The 20,490-nt window shown below is 71.2% G+C and carries 23 protein-coding genes; 10 read left to right on the plus strand and 13 right to left on the minus strand.

Annotated elements, in window-relative coordinates:
• The first annotated feature begins 59 nt into the window (after window positions 1–59).
• The gene (locus ABTY98_RS16660) at window positions 60–1,262 is read left to right on the plus strand and encodes an epoxide hydrolase family protein (protein WP_352221634.1); all 1,203 of its coding nucleotides are present in this window, start codon (window positions 60–62) and stop codon (window positions 1,260–1,262) included.
• Between the two features lie 7 nt (window positions 1,263–1,269).
• Here the strand turns inward: ABTY98_RS16660 and ABTY98_RS16665 are convergent, their stop codons facing one another.
• Window positions 1,270–1,629, minus strand: a complete 360-nt coding sequence (locus ABTY98_RS16665; RefSeq protein ID WP_352221635.1) for a helix-turn-helix domain-containing protein — start codon at window positions 1,627–1,629, stop codon at window positions 1,270–1,272.
• A 44-nt stretch (window positions 1,630–1,673) separates the two neighbouring features.
• On the opposite strand from ABTY98_RS16665, the gene ABTY98_RS16670 reads away from it, so the two are divergent.
• Window positions 1,674–2,498 (plus strand): class I SAM-dependent methyltransferase, encoded by an 825-nt coding sequence (locus ABTY98_RS16670; RefSeq protein WP_352221636.1) that lies wholly within the window; start codon window positions 1,674–1,676, stop codon window positions 2,496–2,498.
• Window positions 2,499–2,701: 203 nt separating this feature from the next.
• A complete protein-coding gene (locus ABTY98_RS16675) occupies window positions 2,702–3,589 on the plus strand; it encodes an RNA polymerase sigma factor SigF (protein ID WP_352221637.1) in 888 nt (295 codons plus the stop codon).
• A gap of 154 nt (window positions 3,590–3,743) precedes the next feature.
• Here the strand turns inward: ABTY98_RS16675 and ABTY98_RS16680 are convergent, their stop codons facing one another.
• Together ABTY98_RS16680 and ABTY98_RS16685 are read right to left on the minus strand one after the other, a co-directional pair.
• Window positions 3,744–4,196, minus strand: coding sequence for an ATP-binding protein (locus ABTY98_RS16680; protein WP_352221638.1), 453 nt, complete (start codon window positions 4,194–4,196; stop codon window positions 3,744–3,746).
• A gap of 119 nt (window positions 4,197–4,315) precedes the next feature.
• Complete coding sequence (locus tag ABTY98_RS16685) at window positions 4,316–5,716, minus strand: DUF6777 domain-containing protein (protein ID WP_502994242.1); 1,401 nt, start codon at window positions 5,714–5,716, stop codon at window positions 4,316–4,318.
• Window positions 5,717–5,884: 168 nt separating this feature from the next.
• Here ABTY98_RS16685 and ABTY98_RS16690 point away from each other — a divergent pair, with 168 nt between their 5' ends.
• The gene (locus tag ABTY98_RS16690) at window positions 5,885–7,183 is read left to right on the plus strand and encodes a streptophobe family protein (protein WP_352221640.1); all 1,299 of its coding nucleotides are present in this window, start codon (window positions 5,885–5,887) and stop codon (window positions 7,181–7,183) included.
• 3 nt (window positions 7,184–7,186) lie between these two features.
• Here ABTY98_RS16690 and ABTY98_RS16695 read toward each other — a convergent pair whose 3' ends face one another.
• The 3 genes from ABTY98_RS16695 to ABTY98_RS16705 form a co-directional block, all read right to left on the minus strand.
• Window positions 7,187–7,798, minus strand: coding sequence for an SH3 domain-containing protein (locus ABTY98_RS16695; RefSeq protein WP_352221641.1), 612 nt, complete (start codon window positions 7,796–7,798; stop codon window positions 7,187–7,189).
• An 8-nt stretch (window positions 7,799–7,806) separates the two neighbouring features.
• Window positions 7,807–10,146 carry an FHA domain-containing protein gene (locus tag ABTY98_RS16700; RefSeq protein ID WP_352221642.1) on the minus strand — a complete coding sequence of 780 codons (2,340 nt, stop codon included), beginning with the start codon at window positions 10,144–10,146 and terminating at the stop codon, window positions 7,807–7,809.
• Window positions 10,147–10,215: 69 nt separating this feature from the next.
• Complete coding sequence (locus tag ABTY98_RS16705; protein WP_352221844.1) at window positions 10,216–10,626, minus strand: hypothetical protein; 411 nt, start codon at window positions 10,624–10,626, stop codon at window positions 10,216–10,218.
• Window positions 10,627–10,937: 311 nt separating this feature from the next.
• On the opposite strand from ABTY98_RS16705, the gene ABTY98_RS16710 reads away from it, so the two are divergent.
• Both ABTY98_RS16710 and ABTY98_RS16715 read left to right on the plus strand, forming a co-directional pair.
• Window positions 10,938–11,321, plus strand: coding sequence for a nuclear transport factor 2 family protein (locus tag ABTY98_RS16710; RefSeq protein WP_352221643.1), 384 nt, complete (start codon window positions 10,938–10,940; stop codon window positions 11,319–11,321).
• Between the two features lie 74 nt (window positions 11,322–11,395).
• Window positions 11,396–11,683, plus strand: a complete 288-nt coding sequence (locus ABTY98_RS16715) for a DUF1905 domain-containing protein (protein ID WP_352221644.1) — start codon at window positions 11,396–11,398, stop codon at window positions 11,681–11,683.
• Window positions 11,684–11,718: 35 nt separating this feature from the next.
• Here ABTY98_RS16715 and mgrA read toward each other — a convergent pair whose 3' ends face one another.
• Window positions 11,719–12,711, minus strand: a complete 993-nt coding sequence (mgrA, locus tag ABTY98_RS16720) for an L-glyceraldehyde 3-phosphate reductase (protein WP_352221645.1) — start codon at window positions 12,709–12,711, stop codon at window positions 11,719–11,721.
• Window positions 12,712–12,822: 111 nt separating this feature from the next.
• On the opposite strand from mgrA, the gene ABTY98_RS16725 reads away from it, so the two are divergent.
• The 3 genes from ABTY98_RS16725 to ABTY98_RS16735 all read left to right on the plus strand — a co-directional run bounded on the left by ABTY98_RS16725 (window position 12,823) and on the right by ABTY98_RS16735 (window position 15,829).
• Window positions 12,823–13,737, plus strand: a complete 915-nt coding sequence (locus tag ABTY98_RS16725) for a LysR family transcriptional regulator (RefSeq protein ID WP_352221646.1) — start codon at window positions 12,823–12,825, stop codon at window positions 13,735–13,737.
• Window positions 13,738–13,798: 61 nt separating this feature from the next.
• Window positions 13,799–15,286, plus strand: coding sequence for a carotenoid oxygenase family protein (locus tag ABTY98_RS16730; RefSeq protein ID WP_352221647.1), 1,488 nt, complete (start codon window positions 13,799–13,801; stop codon window positions 15,284–15,286).
• 27 nt (window positions 15,287–15,313) lie between these two features.
• Window positions 15,314–15,829, plus strand: a complete 516-nt coding sequence (locus tag ABTY98_RS16735) for a mycothiol transferase (RefSeq protein WP_352221648.1) — start codon at window positions 15,314–15,316, stop codon at window positions 15,827–15,829.
• Here the strand turns inward: ABTY98_RS16735 and ABTY98_RS16740 are convergent.
• The 4 genes from ABTY98_RS16740 to ABTY98_RS16755 all read right to left on the minus strand — a co-directional run bounded on the left by ABTY98_RS16740 (window position 15,811) and on the right by ABTY98_RS16755 (window position 18,048).
• Window positions 15,811–16,881, minus strand: a complete 1,071-nt coding sequence (locus ABTY98_RS16740; protein WP_352221649.1) for an adenosine deaminase — start codon at window positions 16,879–16,881, stop codon at window positions 15,811–15,813. The genes ABTY98_RS16735 and ABTY98_RS16740 overlap by 19 nt on opposite strands.
• Before the next feature lie 38 nt (window positions 16,882–16,919).
• Entirely contained in the window at window positions 16,920–17,312 is a 393-nt protein-coding gene (locus tag ABTY98_RS16745) for a VOC family protein (protein ID WP_352221650.1), read from the minus strand.
• Window positions 17,313–17,333: 21 nt separating this feature from the next.
• Entirely contained in the window at window positions 17,334–17,567 is a 234-nt protein-coding gene (locus ABTY98_RS16750) for a hypothetical protein (protein ID WP_352221651.1), read from the minus strand.
• A gap of 97 nt (window positions 17,568–17,664) precedes the next feature.
• A complete protein-coding gene (locus ABTY98_RS16755) occupies window positions 17,665–18,048 on the minus strand; it encodes a BlaI/MecI/CopY family transcriptional regulator (protein WP_352221652.1) in 384 nt (127 codons plus the stop codon).
• Window positions 18,049–18,190: 142 nt separating this feature from the next.
• Between ABTY98_RS16755 and ABTY98_RS16760 the strand changes: the two genes are divergently transcribed.
• Window positions 18,191–18,649, plus strand: a complete 459-nt coding sequence (locus ABTY98_RS16760; protein WP_352221653.1) for a pyridoxamine 5'-phosphate oxidase family protein — start codon at window positions 18,191–18,193, stop codon at window positions 18,647–18,649.
• A 6-nt stretch (window positions 18,650–18,655) separates the two neighbouring features.
• On the opposite strand, the gene ABTY98_RS16765 is transcribed toward ABTY98_RS16760, so the two are convergent.
• Window positions 18,656–19,561: an aldo/keto reductase gene (locus tag ABTY98_RS16765; protein ID WP_352221654.1), complete on the minus strand. Its 906-nt coding sequence runs from the start codon at window positions 19,559–19,561 to the stop codon at window positions 18,656–18,658.
• A gap of 35 nt (window positions 19,562–19,596) precedes the next feature.
• A complete protein-coding gene (locus ABTY98_RS16770; RefSeq protein ID WP_352221655.1) occupies window positions 19,597–20,307 on the minus strand; it encodes a chitinase in 711 nt (236 codons plus the stop codon).
• Window positions 20,308–20,490: the final 183 nt, after the last annotated feature.

Raw genomic sequence — 20,490 nt, forward strand, 5'->3', positions numbered from 1 at the left:
CCCCGACTCGACGGGAAACTCATCGCTGATCGCTCACCGTTACACCTAGCATCCCGACCATGACCTCTTCGTCAGCTGTTGATCCGTTCCGCATCTCGATCCCCCAGAGCGACCTCGACGACCTCCACGAGCGACTGGACCGCACCCGCTGGCCGGCCGAGATGCCGGGCGCCGACTGGGCGTACGGTGTCCCGACGCCGTATCTGCGGGAGCTGGCCCGCTACTGGCGGCACACGTACGACTGGCGGTCGGCCGAGGCGTTGCTGAACGCGTGGCCGCAGTTCACGACCACGATCGACGGCGCCCACGTCCACTTCGCGCACATCCGCTCCCCCGAGCCGGACGCCACCCCGCTGGTCCTCACCCATGGCTGGCCGGGGTCGATCGTGGAGTTCCTGGACGTGGTCGGCCCGCTCACGGATCCGGCGGCGCACGGCGGGGACCCGGCCGACGCCTTCCATGTGGTGCTGCCTAGCATCCCGGGTTTCGGTTTCTCCGGTCCGACCACACAGCCCGGCTGGGAGGCCGGCCGGGTCGCGGACGCCTGGGCCGAGCTGATGCACCGGCTGGGCTACGAGCGGTTCGGCGCGCAGGGCGGTGACTGGGGCGCGGCGATCTCCCGTGAGCTGGGCCGCGCCCATCCCGGGCGGGTGATCGGCGTCCACCTCAACCTGCTGCCGGGGGCCCAGCAGGCCACGGAGCCCACCGCCGAGGAGCTGGCCGCGCTCGACCCCGAGGAGCAGGCGAACACCCTTGACTCATGGCGCCGTTGGGCCGCCTGGTCCCGCGAGAGCACGGGGTACGCGATCCTGCAGAGCACCCGCCCGCACACGCCCGGCTACGCGCTCACGGACTCACCGGTGGGACAACTCGCCTGGATCGTCGAGAAGTTCCGGGAGTGGACGGACTCCGATGAGCTGCCGGAGGAGGCGGTGGACCGGGACCGGATGCTGACCAACGTGATGCTGTACTGGCTGACCGGTACGGCCGCCTCGTCCGCTCGCATCTACTACGAGCGGGCGCACGCCACCGGCCCCCGTGCCACCGCGCCCTCCGCACCGTCGACGGCACCCACCGCCGTCGCCCTGTTCCCGGCCGAACCCCAGCGTCCGCTGCGGCACAAGGCGGACCGCACGGAGAACATCGTGCGCTGGACGGAGTTCGACCGGGGCGGGCACTTCCCGGCGATGGAGGAGCCGGACCTGCTGGTGGGCGACGTCCGGGCGTTCTTCCGGCAACTGCGGGAGCAGGTCGAACATTGAACCGCGGTCAGGCGACCAGGCACAGCCCGTTGTAGGGCCCGGGCGCGGGTCGGCCCAGGGAGGTCTTACGGGCGAACTCGGACTGGACCAGGGACAGCAGACCGCCCAGGTCCATGCCGAGGGCGTGGGCGGCGGCCGCGAGGACCTCCGAGGAGGCCTCCTTGCGGCCGCGCTCGATCTCCGAGAGATACGGCATGGAGATCCGGGCCACCTCGGCGACGTCCTTGAGGGTGCGCTCCTGGTCCAGCCGCTCCCGCCGCAGGACGTCTCCGACCAGGTCGCGCCAGAGGGGTTCCCTGGGCTCGGGTGCCGGCTGCTGCGGGCGCAGGGGGATGACAGGGGCGTGGTCGGGCGGTTGGCTGCTCACCCCCACAGCCTAGAAGCAGTGGCACGCGGCGGAAGGCGATCGGCATGCTGCCCGGCATGGATGCGCTGGAGTTCATGGGAACAGGGCCGGAGCTGCGGGACACCTTCGACCAGGACGCGGAGCGGTACCAGCGTGCACGGCCCCGGTATCCCCCCTCTCTGATCGAGGAGCTGAGCCGGGTCACGGGCGCCGCCCCGGGTGTCCGCGTGCTGGAGGTCGCTCCGGGCACGGGCCAGCTCACCGTCGATCTCGCCGGGTCCGGCTGTGCGATCACGGCCGTGGAGCTGGGTCCCTCCCTGGCCGCCGTGGCCCTTCGGCACCTGGCCGCGTTTCCCGCGGTGGACGTCGTGACCGCGGACTTCGAGCGCTGGGAGCTGCCGCCGGAGCCGTTCGACGCGGTGGTGTGCGCGACCGCGTTCCACTGGATCGACCCGGCGGTCCGGGTGCCCAAGGCGGCCCGGGCGCTGCGCCCCGGCGGACTGCTCGCCGTCGTCACCACCCACCATGTGGCGGGCGGCACGGAGGACTTCTTCGCCGACGTCCAGAAGTGCTACGAGCGTTGGGACCCGGCCACCCCGCCGGGGCTGCGGCTGACCCCCGAGTCGGACATCGCCACCGACACGGCCGAGTTCATCGTCTCCCCGCACTTCACGGACGTCACCGTGCACGGCCACGCCCAGGAGATCACGTACCCGACCGACGCCTACCTGGACGTACTCCTCACCTACTCCAACCACCGGGCCCTGCCCGAACCCGCCCGGACCGGGTTGCTGGCCGGTGTGCGGGAGCTCGTCGAGTCGCGGTACGGCGGCGTGGTCACCAAGCGGTACTGGCACGAGCTGATCACGGCGGTGCGCATCGCAGAGTGACTGGCTCCCCCGAGCTGTCACCGGCTGTTTTCCGCCACCCGGGTGGACGGTACGCATGCGATGCGTCACCCGGGGTACCCGACCGTCAAGCACGCATGGGATGCCCGATGCCGGGTATCCGGGCCAGGGCAGTCAACTGGACAGGGCTGGAACTACGCAGGCCGAAGGGGCAGGGCCGAACCGTGACTTTCGTGGGAGAGGTAATGAATACCGCCGGGATCCGGTCGGGGGCAGGGAACACGGCACCGTCTGTCGGGGAGCGCTCGACGGAGGGGGCGCTGCCCGGAATAGCGGACCCGAGGACCGTCGCCCCGCGGGACGCGCGGGAACTGTCCCGCCAGTTCTTCCACCGGCTGGGCGAGCTGGAGGAAGGCACACCCGAGTTCCAGTACGCCCGCAACACGCTCATCGAGATGAACATGTCGCTGGTGCGGTTCGCGGCCGGACGGTTCCGCAACCGGGGCGACGACATGGAGGACATCGTCCAGACCGGGATGATCGGCCTGATCAAGGCCATCGACCGGTTCGAGCTGTCGCGCGAGGTCGAGTTCACCTCCTTCGCGCTGCCGTACATCGTGGGCGAGATCAAGCGGTTCTTCCGGGACACCACCTGGGCCGTGCACGTCCCGCGCCGACTCCAGGAGCTGCGGGTCGAGCTGGCCAAGGCGCGCGAGGAACTCTCCAGCCGCCTCGACCGGGACCCGACGGTCGCCGAACTCGCCACTCTCATGAACCTGTCCGAGAACGAGGTGGTCGAGGGCCAGCTGGCCTCCAACGGCTACAACTCCTCCTCGCTGGACGCCGCGCTGACCGGGGACGGCCCCGAGGACGGCGAGGCCGTACTGGCGGACTTCATCGGCGTCGAGGAGGAAGGGCTGCGGCTCGTCGAGGACTTCCAGTCGCTGGCCCCGCTCATGGCCGAACTGAGCGAACGGGACCGGGAGATCATCCATCTCCGGTTCGTCGAGGAGGCCACCCAGGCGGAGATCGGTGAGCGGCTCGGCTGCTCCCAGATGCATGTCTCCCGCCTCATCAAGCGGATCATCACACGCCTGCGCCAGGGGATGCTGGGCGAACTCGGCTGCGCCTGACGGCGGGCTCATGGGCGCTGCCCCGCACCGGCGCGTGGGGCAGCGCCTGTGGTGAGCCCGGGTCCGGGCGATCCGACGGGATTCCCGATGGGACTCTCCTCCGGCGAAGTTCAGTGCGAGATCAGTATCAGCTACGAGAAGCGACGAGACGAGATCAGTGGGAGAGCGGCAGCAGCGCGCGCACCCGCTTGCCGACCGGCACCCGCTCGGCGGTGACCTCGGCGGCCAGGGCGTGGACGATCTCCAGACCGTGCCGGCCGACCCGCTCGGGGTCCCTGGGGAAGCGTCGGGGCAGAGCGGCACTGCTGTCGTACACGGAGACCAGGACCGCGCTGTCCGTACCCTCCAGTTCGAGGATGTACGGGCCGTTGCTGTGCCGGTCGGCGTTGGTGATCAGCTCGCTCACCACCAGGAGCAGCTCGCCGTCGGCCCGGGGGTCGATCGTGGCACACCACTCGGTCCTGAGCTGGTCCAGGAAGCGGGCCGCGAAGTCCCGCGCCTCGGCGATGCAGCCCGGTTCACCGGTGTAGTGCGCCGCCCGCCGCAGCGGCTCCACGGGTACGTCGAAGCCAGTCGTTATCACTGCCCCGCCCAGGTGTTCGATCATGCGTGTCTCTCCAGGAGGCCGGTTCCGGCCCGGTCGCTTTGCAACCATGCTCGTACCCCGAGTGTCGTCCCACAGTCCCCGGCGTGTCTGCCGACCGCGCACAAACGTCGTCAGGCGGCTCACACCGCCGGGGAACCGGGACCCGCGGACTCCGGGGGCGTGGGGGGAGCTGAGCTGGGCGGCGCGGGCGGGGACACCGGGGCGGCCGAGGACCCCGCGGACTCGGGGCCGGGCGACGCCGGAGAGGGCGTCCGCCCGGAGGGCGGGGCCTGCGACTTGGGAGATTCCGGCGCCGGGGACTCCGGGGCCGGGGCTTCGGACTTCGGGCTCTCCGTCTTGGGCGACTCGGTCTTCGGCGATTCGGTGCTCGGAGATCCGGTCTTCGGAGACTCCGACGAGGGCGACTCGGAGGACGGCGGCTTCGAGGACGGTGACTCCGAGGACGCAGAGGACGACGGCGACTTCGAGCCTGTGCCGGGGCTAGACGGCCCCGACGGGCCCGTGGAGGTCGGCGGGCACGGCGTGGCGCCGGGGTTCCCGGTCCTGCCGGGGCTGGGCGGGCAGCCCTGGTGGCCCGGCGGGTTCATGGGGTCCGGATCGGCCGGGGGCTTCGCCGGACGGTCCTCGTGTCCGGTGGGGTCACCGCGATGGCGGCCGAACCAGTCGTCGTGCCGGTGGTCGAAGATGACGAAGACGTTGATGATGCGCGTGGCCGGTGCGACGACGACCACGTTCGAGGGCCGGTACGAGGACCAGGCGGTGCCCCTGGTCCTCGGAGTGCTCTTCTGCGCGACCGGCGGGGTCAGCGGGTTTCCGCAGGCGCATCGCACCTGAGGCACCCCGTGCCCGTCGACCAGGACGGCGGTGCCCGTCTGGAGGACGGCCTGGTACGTGGTCGAGCCGCCGTCGCGGTAGCCGTGGGCGGTGACCCGGGTGTCCGCGCGCAGCTGTACGGGGGTGAGGGAGCGCAGGTAGGCGGGGACGCCGGAGGGCCGGACGCCGACCTGGGCGGCGAACGCCTTGTTGCGTGAGGGCGAGGCCTGGAAGTACCTGATCTGTTTCTCGACGTCGCAGCTGCTGCTGTTCTTCGTGCCGCTGTAGAGGCCGGGCGCGCCGCCGTCCACCCCGCGCACCTCGTTCGCCGGCACCGCCGACGCGGCCGGCGCGGCAGGTACGGAGGATGCCGGTGCGACGGAGCTCTTCGTGGCACTGGACTCGGTGTACGGGTCCTGTCCGGAGCTGTTGGCTGCCTGGAGGAAGACCTCGCCGCCCTTCCCGGAGCCACCACCCGGACGGGTGAAGACCACGGCCAGGACGGCGGCGACCACGACGGCGGTGGTGAGCATCGCGATCCGGGGCGCGGACCTCCACCACGGCTGGTGCGGCTGTCCGCCCTGACTGCCGCCGCCTCCTCCTCCGGGCGGCTCCGAAGGCGGGCCGGGGGGTGGTCCGGAGGGGCCGGACAGCGGGCCGGAGGGAGGTCCTGTGGGGCGGCCGGATGACGGCGGTTCGACGCTCACGCTCATCTCCCCGTTGCGATTGACGCATTCGCAGTAAACAGCTTTTGCGAAAAAAGCCTCATTTGAGGCACAACGAGCCCAATGTGCGCCGCTCGCCTACCGTCCGCAAGCCGACGCGGACGGCCTACCCGGCGGGCGAGGTTCCGGGGCGTTGCCTAGCGTGACAGCGTGAGCCCCCGAATCGCCTCCGCGCGGCCGGTGGCCGCGCCGGCCGGTCGGCCCGTCGCCCGGCACGGCTGGCCGCAGGCCCTGGCCGTGGTGCTGGCCGCGCTGGTCGCCATGACGGTGGTGGCGGCGGTGGGGCTGTGGGTGGCGGGCGCGGCGGACCTGCCGAAGGGGGCCTTTCCGCCAGTGGTCCTCGCGACCGTGGTAACGGCCGTCGGTGGCACCGTCGAGCTGTCGGGCGACGCGGGCGACCTGGCCACGACGAACGCCGGGCTGACCGTCGTACCGCTGTCGGTCACGCTGGTCGGGGTACTGGTCGCCGCCGGGGGCTTTCTGCGGCCGCTGCGGCACCGGGCGGTGGCCGGCGCCCGGGAGCTGGCCGGCTGGTCGGCCCGGGTCGCGGTGCTGTGGCTGCTCGCGCTGATCGGTCTCGCGCTCGGTGCCCGGCACACCTTCGCCGTGAACGTGGGCAGCGGCACGCTCAGTGACCTCACCGAAGTGCTGGACGCCGCGCCGAAGGTGGGCTTCACGACGGACGTGCCGCTCACGGTCGTGTCCGGGCTGCTGTGGCTGGCCGGGATCCTGCTGCTGGCGCTGCTGGTGTCGCGCGGGGCGCCGCTGCCGGGGCGGCTGCTGCGCTTCCAGACGTCGGTGCGACCGGCGGCGTTCGCGATGGTCGTGTTCGTGCTGGCGTACGTCGGTCTGGCCCTGGTGGTCGCGCTGGTCGCGATGGTGACGCGCGGGCACGCCAAGGAGACCCTCGGGGTGATTCTGCTCGGGCTGCCCAATCTGGCGTGGCTGGCGCTCACGCTCGGTCTCGGCGTCACCTGGAAGGGGCGGGTCGACGGCCCGTTCGGGCTGCCGGTGCCGCACGTCCTCGCCGAGGTGCTGCGCACCCCGGACATCTCGACCCTGAATCTCCGAACGATCACCGCCCATGACGGCCGCTGGTGGTGGCTGGTGGGGGTGGCCGCGGTGCTGCTGCCGGCGTCCGCGTTCCTGATGGCGGTGCGCTCCCCGGCCCGGGTCCGCGCCTGGCAGCACGCCCTGCATCTGGCGATCGCGCTCGCGCTGACGATGCTGACGCTCTGCCTGACCGGCCGGATCTCCGCCCACTACGGGCTCTCCCTGCTCGGCATCGGCGACCTGGGGGGCAATCTCTCCGGCGAGTTGCTGCTGAAGCCGCAGCTGTGGTCAGCGCTGGGCCTGGGCGCGCTCTGGGGTCTGGTCGTCGGGTTCCTGGGCGCGCTGCTGGCCGGCCCGGTGCGCCGGCGGGGCGAGGTGCCGGCCCGGAGACCCTGAGACCTACCGCTCGCGGTCACCGTCGCGGGTGACCACCCGGGTCGGGTGGTGACCGAGGCCGTCGCCGCCCGGCTCCGCGCGGTCGGTGAGGTGCCTGTCGGTGCGGTCACGGTCAGTGGGGTCCCGGTCGGCCGGGTCCCGGTCGGTGAGGTAGGTCGACAGCCGCCGCCCGTCGCCGTACAGCCAGCGTCCCTCGGCCGGGTCGTACAGCCACATGGACTCCCCGTCGACCACCACCCCGATGCGCAGCCCGTGCGTACGGCCCCGGAAGGACTCCCCGTCGAGGCCGCCGGCCAGGTCCTCGACGGCGTCCCGGTAGTCGGCGAGGGCCTGTGCGGCGCGGGTCAGCAGCGGGCGTGGGTCGGTGGCCTCGGCGGACGGGCCGCCGGTCAGGGGCGGGTCCCGGGGTACGGCCACGAGGTAGCGGCCGTCGACCCAGGCGGCCCAGCCGTTGGCGCAGCTGATGCGGGCCCAGTCGCCGCGCCGCTCCATGAGCTGCACCGGCAGCAACGGGTCGAGGGGCACGGTCGGCCGGGCGGGGTCGGGGGCCTCCCAGGCGGGCATGCCGTCGCCCGGCACGACGTGGGTGGGCCGGAACCCTGGGCTGGTGGTCATCGCGTCGCCTACTTCCGCATCACGGCGGGTTCGTGCCGACGCAGCAGCCGGGACAGGAGACAGCCGAAGGCGACGGACAGCACCACCAGCATGACCATGTTGCGCAGCCAGACGCCCGCAGAGTGCCGGAAGAACGGGTCGGCGGTGAGCTGGCCCGGCACGATCCGGTGCAGTTCGACGGTGCCGGCCATGGCACCGAGCGCCCATCGCGAGGGCGCCAGCCAAGCGAGCTGTTCGAGCCCGGGCACGCCGTCCAGCTTCAGCAGGATCCCGCAGAAGACGACCTGAACGACGGCGAGCAGCACCAGCAGCGGCATCGTCACCTCCTCCTTGCGGACCAGCGCGGAGATCAGCAGGCCAAGCATCATCGCGGTGAAGGAGAGCACGGCCACGGCCACCGTGATCTCCAGCAGGGGTGGCATCAACACCCCGTCGCCGCCGGGTGCGTTGAGGTCGACGCCGGCCAGGCCCACCTGGGTGAGCACGATCGCCTGGAGCACGGTGATGGTGCCGAGGACGACGACCTTCGACATCACGTACGCCGATCTGGGCAGACCGACGGCTCTCTCCCGCTGGTAGATGACACGTTCCTTGACCAGCTCGCGCACCGCGTTGGCCGCGCCGGTCAGCACCCCTCCCACGCACAGGATGAGCAGCGCGTTGGTCGCGGTGTCGAAGGTGAGCTTGTTGCCGGCGACGGCCCGGGCCATCGCGCCCATGACGAACGGCAGCCCGATCATGATGGCGAGGAAGGTGCGGTCGGCGAGGAGGGCGGCGGTGTAGCGGCGCACCAGGGTCGAGAACTGGGCTCCCCAGCTGCGTGGCCGCGGCGGCGGCGCCGGGGCGACCGGGCCGGTGCGCGGCACGACGGGCTGTGCGCTGGAGTTCACGATGTACTTCCGGTGGTACGACGAGCCGCGGAACTCCCCCGCCCAGTCCCGGCCGGTGTCCCGCTCGAAGGCCTCGAAGGCCTCGGGCCACTCGTCGAACCCGAAGAAGCCGAGGGCGTCGCCTGGCGGGCCGAAGTAGGCGGTCCGGCCGCCCGGTGCAAGGACCAGGAGGCGGTCGCAGGCATCGAGGCTGAGCACGCTGTGGGTGACGACGATGACGGTACGGCCGTCGTCGGCGAGGCCGCGCAGCATGTTCATCACCGAGCGGTCCATGCCCGGGTCGAGTCCGGAGGTCGGCTCGTCGAGGAAGAGCAGGGACGGCTTCGTCAGCAGCTCCAGGGCGACGCTGACCCGCTTACGCTGCCCGCCGGAGAGGCTGTGCACGGGCTGCTCGGCGCGCTGTTCGAGGCCGAGTTCGCGGATGACCTCCTCGACCCGCCGACGCCGCTCGGCCTTCGCGGTGTCCTCGGGGAAGCGCAGTTCGGCGGCGTATGTGAGGGCGCTGCGCACGGTCAGCTGGACGTGCAGGATGTCGTCCTGCGGGACCAGGCCGATGCGCTGGCGCAGCTCGGCGTAGTCGCGGTAGAGGTCGCGGCCGTCGTAGAGCACCGTGCCGTGCTCGGCGGGGCGCTGGCCGGTGAGGGCGCCCAGCAGGGTGGACTTGCCCGCACCGCTCGGTCCGACCACGGCGAGCAGGCACTTCTCGCCGACCGGGAAGGAGACGTGGTCGAGCAGGATCTTGCGGCCGCGGTCGACGGCGACGGTGAGTTCCTGGACGTCGAGGGAGACCTCGCCGGTGTCGACGTACTCCTGCAACTCGCCGTCGACCAGGCAGAACGCCGAGTGGCCGATGCCGACGACGTCCCGGGGGCCGACCGGGGCGCGGATGACGGTGCGGCCGTTGAGGTACGTGCCGTTGTGGCTGTCGAGGTCGACGATCTCGTAGCTGCCGTCGGGGTGGGCGCGCAGTTCGGCGTGGTGGCGGGAGACGACCAGGTCGTCGACCACGACGTCGTTGTCGGTGGCGCGGCCGATGCGGATGGTGCGGGCCTGGAGTCGTCGTACCGAGGACGGCTGCCGGAAGGTGCCGGTCTGGCTGGGCATCGAGACGGAGGAGGGGCGGTCCGTGGCGGGCGGCGGGCGGCCGACGAGGACGGCGGTCGGCCCGTCGGCGGGGCTGCCGAAGCGGATGACCGTACCGGGGCCCACTTCCCATTCCCGGATGCGGCGGCCGTCGGCGTAGGTGCCGTTGGTGCTCTGCTCGTCCTCGAGTGTCCAGTGGTCGTCCGCGGGCCGCAGCACCGCGTGGTGCCAGGAGACCCGGGAGTCGTCGATGACGATGTCGCTGTACGGGTCGCGCCCGACGTGGTAGTCGCGGCCCGGGCTCATCACCGTGGATCCCGTGTCGGTCTCCAGGACGAGTTCGGGGGCCGCCGAGGTGACCGGCCGCTCCGCCATGGTCAAAATTCTACAGATTTGTCAGCTTATACGCCTGATCTTGGCTGCCCGGTCGGCGGCTGTCACGTGTCAGGCCACGGGAACGACAAGGGCGGGGATGGTGCGCTGCATACGGAGGGCGTCGACGGACTCGGCGAGCAGTTCGTACTCGGTGGTGTCGTCCTGGACGGCGATCCGCACCAGCCGCCCGCCGGCCAGTTCGTCGGCGACGAGTTCCTGCCGGACCACGTCGGCACACCAGGCGCGGAGCAGACCGGGTACGTCCGAGACGGTCGCCCCCACCGGGACGAGTGCCCCCTGCGGATATCTGGGGTTCTCGGGTAAGGGATCCAGCCTTTCCGCGATCCACGAGGCCCGGTCCCGTAACCACCACAGCGCAAGGGCCAGGGTCGGCGCACGGTAGGTGCCGAGGGGAACGCCGATGCGCTGCCCGCCGCAGACGCCGTACGCCGTGACATGACAGAGGAATTCGTCGTGCACGATCACTCCCCCGTAGCTCGCCGGTGTGCCGTCGCGGGCCGGATTTCCGTGCGACTCCTGTGCGGTGAAGTGCTCCTGACATTCGAGTATGTTCACTTTCGAAACAGTGTCACCACACCTTTCCGGCCAGTCTCTTGGCATATTCCCCCCGCGAATTGGCCGAAATGCGTGAGCTGTACGGGCCGGCCTTCATTACCCGAGGGGTAATCGATCCGTCACGCGGATCCGGGCATGGTGGTGTCAACGGATCGCCGCAAGCCGCGATCGATCCCCTGACCAGCAGTGACGACCTCGATGGAGGCTGATTCGCCATGTCCGTGAACACCGACCGTTACCAGACCGCCGCCGCCCGCTACTTCGAGGCCTGGAACGCCACCGAGCCCGAGGCGCTGAGCAAGGCGGTCGCCGAGGCCTGGACGCCGGAGGGCACCTACACCGACCCGCTCGCCGACGTCTCCGGGCATGCGCAGATCACGGCCGTGATCGCCGCGGCGCACGAGCAGTTCCCGGGTTTCGTGTTCCGTCCGCTCGGGGCCGTCGACGGCCACCACGACACCGCGCGCTTCGGCTGGGAGCTGGTGAACGAGAACGACGGCACGGCACCGGTGGCCGGTTTTGACGTGGTCACGCTCGGTGAGGACGGCCGGATCCGGCAGGTCCTGGGCTTCCTGGACCGGGTGCCGACCGGGGCCTGAGCCGGCGTCCACGATGAGTTTCCCCGCCCGCGGCGGTCTCCTGAGCAAGAGACCACCGCGAGCGGAGGACCGCCATGAGTACCACCGTACGGCTGGACGTGGAGTTCACCGCCGTCCTGCGCAGGAGCATGAACAAGGGCGGCTGGACCTATGTGATCTGGCCCGACTCCGCCAGGTTCTTCGGCACCAGAGGGCTCGTCAAGGTCCGCGGGACGGTCGACGGGCATCCGTTCCGGAGTTCCTTCATGGCCCTGGGGGACGGCACGCACAAGCTCCCCGTGAAGGCCGACGTCCGCGAGGCGATCGGCAGGGGTGAGGGGGACGCGGTGTGCGTCCGCCTCACCGAGCGCGTCACCGGGTGACGACGATGCCGGTCACCGGTTGACGACGATGTCGCTCACTGGTTGACGATCGCGTCGATCCGGGCCAGTTCCTCGGCGTCGAAGTCCAGGTTGCCGATGGCGCCGACGCAGTCCTCGACCTGCCGCGGGCTGCTCGCGCCGATCAGCGCCGAGGTCACCCGGCCGCCGCGCAGCACCCAGGACAGGGCGAGCTGGGCGAGGGTCTGGCCGCGGCCCTTGGCGACCTCGTCGAGGGCGCGCAGCCTGCCGACCAGCTCCTCGGTGACCGCGTCCGAGTTCAGGAACGGGCTGTCGCTCGCGGCCCTGGACCCCTCGGGGATGCCGTCGAGGTAGCGGCCGGTGAGCAGGCCCTGCTCCAGCGGGGAGAAGACGATGGAGCCGACCTGGAGCTCGTCGAGCGCGTCCAGGACGCCCTCGGTCTCCGGGCGGCGGTCGAGCATCGAGTAGCGCGGCTGGTGGATGAGGAGCGGGGTGCCAAGCTCGCCGAGGATCCGGGCGGCCTCCCGGGTCTGCTCCGCCGAGTAGTTGGAGATGCCGACGTAGAGCGCCTTGCCCTGCTGGACCGCGGAGTGCAGGGCTCCCATCGTCTCCTCCAGCGGAGTCTCCGGGTCCGGGCGGTGCGAGTAGAAGATGTCGACGTAGTCCAGGCCCATCCGGGTCAGGGACTGGTCCAGCGACGACAGCAGGTACTTGCGCGAACCCCACTCGCCGTACGGGCCGGGCCACATCAGATAGCCGGCCTTGGTGGAGATGACCAGCTCGTCGCGGTAGGACGCGAAGTCCTCCTTCAGCGCCTCGCCGAACGCCGACTCGGCGGCGCCGGGCGGCGGCCCGTAGTTGTTGGCCAGGTCGAAGTGGGTGACGCCGAGGTCGAAGGCGCGGCGCAGGATGGCGCGCTGGGTCGCCACGGGCCGGTCGGGCCCGAAGTTGTGCCACAGGCCGAGCGACAGCGCGGGGAGCTTCAGGCCGCTGCGGCCGCTGCGGCGGTACGGCATGTCGGCGTAGCGGTCGGGGTGTGCGGTGTACAACGCGACTCCAGAGGGGTTGGCACACTGTCTACCTTTGCCACTCTTTCCCGAGCGCCGGGCAGCAGTCCAACAGAAGAATCCGATGGAATTGTGCGGCTACGATTCTCAATCATGGAACTGCGCCACCTCCAGCACTTCGTCGCCGTCGCCGAGGACCAGCACTTCACCCGGGCCGCGGAACGGCTGCTGGTGTCCCAGTCGGGCCTGTCCGCCTCGATCCGGGCCCTGGAGCGGGAACTGCGGGCGCCCCTGTTCGTACGGACGACCCGCCGGGTGACCCTCACCGAGGCGGGCCGCGCGCTGCTCGGTGAGGCGGAGCGCATCCTCGCGCAGGTGCGCTCGGCGCACGAGGCGGTGGCCGCCGTGCAGGGCGTGCTGCGCGGGACGCTGGCGCTGGGCACCGAGCAGTGCATCGCCGGGGTGCATGTGGCGGGACTCCTTGCCGCCTTCCGGCGCCGGCACCCGGACGTCGAAATCCGGCTGCGGCAGGCCGGTTCGGGCGCGCTGGCCGAGGAGGTGGCGGCGGGCCGGCTGGACCTGGCCTTCGCCTACCGCACCCAGGACGACACCGACCAGTTGCGCTCGGTGGCCCTGACCGGCGAGCCGATGACCGTGCTGTGCCATCCCAGCCACCGGCTGGCCACGGCCGGCCCGGCGGTGCTCCCGGCGGACCTCGGCGGGGAGGTGTTCGTCGACTTCCACCCGGACTGGGGCCCGCGCCGCACGACCGACTCGGCCTTCGCCGCGGCAGGCGTACGGCGCACGGTCGCGCTGGAGGTCAACGACGTGCACAGCCTCCTCGACCTGGTCGACGAGAACCTCGGCATCGCCGTCGTACCCCGTCACTTCCGCCACAAGCGGCCCTCGCTCACCGCACTCGCGCTCAAGGACACGGACGAGGCCGCATACGAGACGGTCGCCCTGCTGCCGCCCGAAACGGCCACGAGCCCGGCAGCCCGGGCGCTGGTCACCCTCCTCGAAACAGGGGGCCTGACACCACCCCAGGAGGGGGTCCACCCCTCCTGACCTCGGCTTCCCGTCGGCGCAGACTCGTGGATGTCCACGAACGACGACGGGGAGTACGAGGATGGCGGAACACACACGGCGTACGGTGCTGCGCGGCGCGGCGGGCCTCGCGGCAGCGGGCGCGCTGACGGGAACGGCGACCCGGCAGGCGGCGGCGGCAGCAGAGAGCCCAGCGGATCGTCACCACCCGTTCCTGGAGGGCGCGTTCGCCCCGGTCACCGAGGAACTCACGGCCTTCGACCTGCCGGTCACCGGCCGTGTCCCGCGCGAGCTGAACGGCCGTTTCCTGCGCAACGGCCCGAACGTCCTGGGCCTGGAGGATCCGCGCGCCCATCACTGGATGCTCGGCGACGGCATGGTGCACGGCGTACGGCTGCGCGACGGACGCGCCGAGTGGTACCGCAACCGCTGGGTGCGCTCCTCCCAGGTGACGGCGAAGCTCGGCGAGTCCTACCCGGGCCCGGTGCCGCCGGACGACTTCGCCTGCAACACGCATGTGATCCCCTACCGGGGACGGATCCTCGCGCTCCAGGAGAGCGGCCCGCTGCCGTACGAGCTGGACGGCGAGCTCAACACGGTGGGCGCCTACGACTTCCGGGGCACGCTGGAGGGCGCGTTCACCGCGCACACCAAGTACGACGCGCGCGCGGACGAGTTGCACGCGATCACCTACTACCCGACCTGGGACCACGTCCGGCATCTGGTCGTGGACCCCACCGGCCGGGTCGCGCGCACCACCCGGATCCCGGTGCGGGACGCGCCGATGATGCACGACTTCGCGCTCACCGGGAAGCATGTGGTCGTCTTCGACATCCCGGTCACCTTCGACCCGGCGGCCGCCGAGGCCGGCGCCCTGGTGCCGTACGTCTGGAACCGGGAACACCCGGCCCGGGTGGGGGTGATGCCCCGGTCCGGGGGCGAGGTCCGCTGGTTCGGCGTCGACCCGGTGTTCTACTCGCACACCCTCAACGCGTACGACGAGGGTGATTCCGTGGTGATCGACCTGACGACGTATCCGGCGCCGTTCGACGTGGCCGGGCAGCACACGGACGGACCGCACGCGGTGGGCACCGCGAGGCTCGAACGCTGGACGGTCGACCTGCGCCACGGCCATGTCCGCAGGCGCACCCTCGACGACCGGCCGCAGGAATTCCCGCGCGTCAACGAGGAACTGGTCTCCCGCCGGCACCGCTACGGCTACTCGGCGGCGGCCGCCGAGATGTCACTGGCGTATCTGGCCGGGGACGGCAATCCACCGGACCACGCCTTCTCCAACGCCCTCCTCAAGCACGACTTCGCGCGCGGCACGGCCCAGGTCCACCGGCTGCCCAGGGGCGCGGCCGCGGGCGAGGCGGTGTTCGTGCCCGGCGAACACGCGGCCCAGGAGGACGACGGTTTCACGCTCGCCTATGTCCACAACCCCGACCGCGGCGCCGCCGACCTGCTGATCCTCGCCGCACAGGACTTCACCGGCGAGCCGCTGGCGCGGATCCACCTGCCGGGCCGGGTGCCGCTGGGGTTCCACGGAAGCTGGGTTCCGGACGCATGACGACCCGCGATGGGCGATCGTGGTCACATGCATGCAAGGGACATCCTCATCGACGGCTTCAGCCGCATCCAGGAAGAAGTCCACGCCGCTCTCGACGGCCTCGACCCCGACCTGCTCAACAAACCCCCGGCCCCCGGCGCCAACTCCATCACCTGGCTGGTCTGGCACCTCACCCGGATACAGGACGACCATGTCGCCGACGCCTTCGACCTCGACCAGGTGTGGCTGGCCCAGGGCTGGGAGAAGCGTTTCGGCCTCGACCTGCCGCCCCGTGACCACGGGTACGGCCATACGCCCGCGAAGGTCGCGAAGGTCACGGTGGACTCCGGCGACCTGCTGACCGGCTACTACGACGCGGTGCACGAGCAGACCCTGGGTGTGCTGCGCGAACTCCCCGCGAAGGACCTCGAACGGATCGTGGACACCCGCTGGGATCCGCCGGTCACGCTGGGCGTACGGCTGGTGAGCGTCCTGTCCGACGACCTACAGCACGTCGGACAGGCCGCCTATGTGCGGGGACTGTTTCAGAGCACGGAGGCGTAACCCGGCAGGACGACGTCCTCGATGAGGGCCCTGCGCTCGTCGAACGGGATGAACGCGCTCTTCACGGCGTTCACCGTGACCGTGCGCAGGTCCTCGGCCGTCCAGCCGGCCTCCTCGACCAGCAGGGACATCTCCCGGGTCATCGTCGTACCGGAGACCAGCCGGTTGTCGGTGTTGAGGGTGACCCGGAAGCCCAGCTCCTTCAGCGCGGTGATCGGGTGCTCGGCGATGGAGGTGGCGCAGCCGGTCTGGAGGTTGGAGGTGGGGCACATCTCCAGGGCGATCCGGCGGTCGCGCACCCAGCTCGCCAGACGGCCGAGCTTGTCGCCGGCGATGTCCTCGGTGATGCGCACACCGTGCCCGATGCGCTGGGCGCCGCACACCTGGATCGCCTGGTGGATGCTGGGCAGGCCGTGCGCCTCACCGGCGTGGATGGTGAACGGCACGCTCTCGCGGCGCAGGTGCTCGAAGGCGGCGAGGTGGTCGGCGGGCGGGAAGCCGTCCTCGGCGCCGGCGATGTCGAAGCCGACGACACCGGCGTCCCGGTAGGCGACGGCCAGCGCGGCCGCCTCGCCGACCCGGTCGAACATCCGCATCCCGCAGAGCAGGGTGCCGACCCGGACGGGCGTACCGGCGGCAGCGGCCTTCGCCATACCGGCGGCGAGCCCCTCCTGCACGCTCTCCACGACCTCGTTGAGCGTGAGCCCGCCCTTGACGTTCAGCTCCGGGGCGTAGCGCACCTCGCCGTACACCACACCGTCGGCGGCGAGGTCGAGGACGTACTCCTCGGCGACACGCCGCAGCCCCTCCTCGGTCTGCATGACTGCGAGGGTGTGCTCGAAGGTGGCTATGTACCGGACCAGGTCACCGGAGTTGGCGGCCTCGAAGTACCAGGCGGCCAGCTCGTCCGGGTCGGTGGTGGGCAGGGTGTGACCGACCTCGGCGGCGAGCTCGACGAGGGTGGCGGGGCGCAGTCCGCCGTCGAGGTGGTCGTGCAGGACGGCCTTGGGGAGGCGGCGGATCACGTCGGCGTCTACGCGCGTAGCAGTCATGGCGGAGGTTTCCTCGGCGGGTGGTTCCGGTTGATCGGTCAGGCGGCGGGCTGGAGCAGGTCCCAGCGGTTGCCGTACAGGTCCTGGAAGACGGCGACGGTACCGTACGGCTCGTGCCGCGGCTCCTCCAGGAAGGTCACGCCGGCGGCGGTCATCCGGGCGTGGTCGCGGGCGAAGTCGTCGGTGTGCAGGAAGAAGCCGACCCGCCCGCCGGTCTGGTCGCCGACCCGGGCGCGCTGCTCGTCGCCCTTGGCGCGGGCGAGCAGCAGTCCGGTGCCGTGCCCCTCCGTCCCGGGCTCCACGAGGACCCAACGGGACCCGTCGGACCGCGGCGCGTCCTCGACCAGCCGGAACCCGAGAGCCTCGGTGTAGAAGCGGATCGCCTCGTCGTAGTCACCGACGACGAGAGTGACCAGGGCGACGCGTCGCATGGGGGCCTTTCGGTGGAGCGGTTAGCGCGAGAGGTTATACGTAAAACGTATCGAACGCCAATCGCTGTTCACGAAGGACCGGCTGGCCCGCCCCGCAAGAGACAGCACCCTGACAGCGGACATGGCCGTGTGCGGCGGCCGGACCAGCTCACCGAGCACCGCGAAGAACGGCGGCTTGAGCAGCCCGGCCAGGACGAACGCGCCGAGCGCGGTCGGGGAGCAGCCCGCGAGGACGACGGCCGCGGCGGTGATCACCCGAGCGTGGCGGTGGGCGCCCGCCGGTCCAGGGCCCGCCGGGAGAGCGCCCGGGCGGCACGAACACCACCAGCCAGGGGCAGGATCAGCGGTTCGGTCATGACGCCCCGGGCTGCTCGCCGGCTTCCAGCAGACTCCGCAGGACACGCTCGTCGTCGGGGCTGAGCTGGGCGACGAAGCGGGCGAGTACGGTCTCTCGGTCGCTGTCGCGGTCGAGTTCGCTGTGCATGCGCTTCGCGGTCAGGCCCTGCGCGTCCTGGACGGGGAAGTAGACGAAACCGCGCCCCTGACGGTGCCGGTCCACCACACCCTTGTCGTGCAGCCGAGCGAGGATCGTCGTCACGGTGGTGCGAGCCAGGTCCGCGCCGAGGCTGCGCTGGACCTGTCCTGGGGTCCGGGGCACACCGGCGGCCCAGAGCGCGGCCATGACGCTCGCCTCCAGCTCACCGGCGGGGCGGCGTTCGTCCTTCGCGTCGGCCATGGAAGCTTCCTCACCCCTGCTTCGCCCACAGTCCGGCAGATCGTCTACGACAGCGTAGTCGGACGGGCGGCGCCGGGCGGTACCGCAGACCTAGGACCCGCGCCCGAGGTGTGGGGCGGATGTGGCCGGTAGTTTCGCGGCCATGAAGATCACGAATCCCGTCCGTTCCCCCGAGCGGCGCAAGCGCGAGGTACTGTCCCGGCTGGAACGGGAGACGGACGTCTGGGTGGCCACGGCGGACGCCGCCGGGCTGCCGTGTCTCGTGCCGCTCTGGTTCGTCTGGCACGGGGAGGCGGTGTGGGTGTCCACCCGGATCACCAGCCCGACCGGCCGCAATCTGCGGGACGGCGGCCGGGCCAGGCTCGCGCTCGGCGACACACGGGATGTCGTCCTGCTCGACGGGGAGGTGACCGTCTTCTCCTCGGCCGACGTACCGGGGCCGGCGGCCGAGGCGCTGCGGGCGAAGACGGGCTGGGACCCGCGCGGGGACAGCCCGTCGTACGCCTGGTTCCGGCTCCGGCCGTACGCGGTGGAGGCGTGGCACGGGGAGCGGGAGCTGCGCGGTCGGCATCTGATGCGGGACGGGGTCTGGACGGCCTGAGGACCGTCAGACCGCCCCGGTGTGCAGGGCGTTCAGCCGGGACAGCTCCGCTTCGCTGAAGCGGATGGCGCCCGCCGCCACGTTCTCGGCCAAGTGGTCCGGGTTGCCGGTGCCGGGGATGGCGAGGACGTGCGGACCCTGGTGCAGGGTCCAGGCGAGGCGGATCTGCGCGGGACTGGCCTCGTGTGCGCGGGCGATGGCGAGGACGGCGTCGTCGTGGTCCTCGGTGGCGCCACGCGCCCCGGCCTCGCCCGCGACGGCGAAGAACGGTACGAAGGCGATGCCGCGTTCGCCGCAGAGGCGGACCAGTTCGTTGGTGGCCGCACCCCGCATGTCGAGTCCCCAACGGTTCTGCACGCACACCACGGGGGCGATGGCCAGCGCCTCGTCGAGATGGCGCGGTTCGACGTCGGAGACCCCGAGGTGCCGGACCAGACCTGCCTCACGAAGTTCGGCGAGGGCGCCGAAGTGCTCGGCGATCGAGTCCTGGCCCATCCGGCGGAGGTTGACGACGTCGAGGTGGTCGCGGCCGAGCTGGCGCAGGTTCTCCTCGACGTGACCGCGCAGCTGGTCGGGCCGGGCGGAGGTGGCCCACTCGCCGGAGTAGTCGCGGGAAGGGCCGACCTTGGTGACGATGACCAGGTCGTCGGGGTACGGGGACAGCGCGGCGTTGATGAGTTCGTTGGCCGAGCGCAGGGCGGAGAAGTAGAAAGCCGCCGTGTCGATGTGGTTCACGCCGCGCTCTACGGCCTTGCGCAGTACGGCGATCGAGCGGGTGCGGTCGCTCGGTGTGCCGTGGTGGAAGGCGGCGCTGCCCGTCAGCCGCATCGCGCCGAAGCCGAGACGGTGGACGGGCAGGTCGCCGAGTTTCCAGGTGCCGGAGGCGTCCGCGGTGATCGTTTCGGAGGTCATCGACGGAGTCTGGCACACGGCGCCTGACAGGGGGGTCAGCAATAGAGGTTGTTGCCCGCCGCCACACCGAGGATCTGCGTGAACTTCTGGTAGGCGCTGACCCGGCTCTGCACCTGTGCCGGATTCTTGCCGTCGCACTCCAGGGAGCCGTTGATGCTGCGGATGGTCTGGCCGAAGCCGGCCTGGTTGACCATGGCGTTGTGGCCGGTCATGGTGCCGGGGCCGGTCTGGGTGTTCCAGTACCAAAGGCCGGTCTTCCAGGCGACGGAGGAGTTGTTCTCGACCTGCCAGGGGTTGTCGAGGAGGTCGATGCCGAGTGCGTCGCCGGCCGCCTTGTAGTTGAAGTTCCAGCTGAGCTGGATGGGGCCGCGCCCGTAGTAGGCGGCCTGGCCGGCCGGGCAGCCGTAGGACTGGCTCCAGTCGCAGTACGTCGGGTAGTTGGCGGTGTTCTGCTCGACGATGTAGACCAGTCCGCCGGTCTCGTGGCTGACGTTGGCGAGGAAGGCGGCGGCCTCCTGCTTCTTGACGGTGTCGCTGCCGGTGTTGGCGAAGGCCGGGTAGGCGCTGAGCGCGGCGGTGAGGCCGCTGTAGCTGTAGAAGGAATTCCGGTTCGGGAACATCTGGTCGAACTGCGCCTCACTGACGACGAACCCGGCGGCGGAGGCTGTGGGGGCCGCCTGGAGCACCAGGGCGGAGCCGCCTATGGCGAGCGAGGTCAGGAGTGCGGCGATACGGCGCCTCGACACGGATCAACTCCTTTGCGGAGCACGGCCGCACCCCACTAGGGGGAGCGGCCGCGGTGGGGGGTGTGAGGCACACTCAACTGCTTTGGTCTGTACCAGTCAAGGGTGTAGACCAGTCATTCGGAAGTCGATCTTCGACCGGTGGTTTTCGCAATTGCGCCCGGGAACCGGCACGTCGGGCTCCCT

It is taken from the genome of Streptomyces sp. NPDC096040 (assembly GCF_040303265.1).
In the GTDB taxonomy this organism is placed as follows: domain Bacteria; phylum Actinomycetota; class Actinomycetes; order Streptomycetales; family Streptomycetaceae; genus Streptomyces.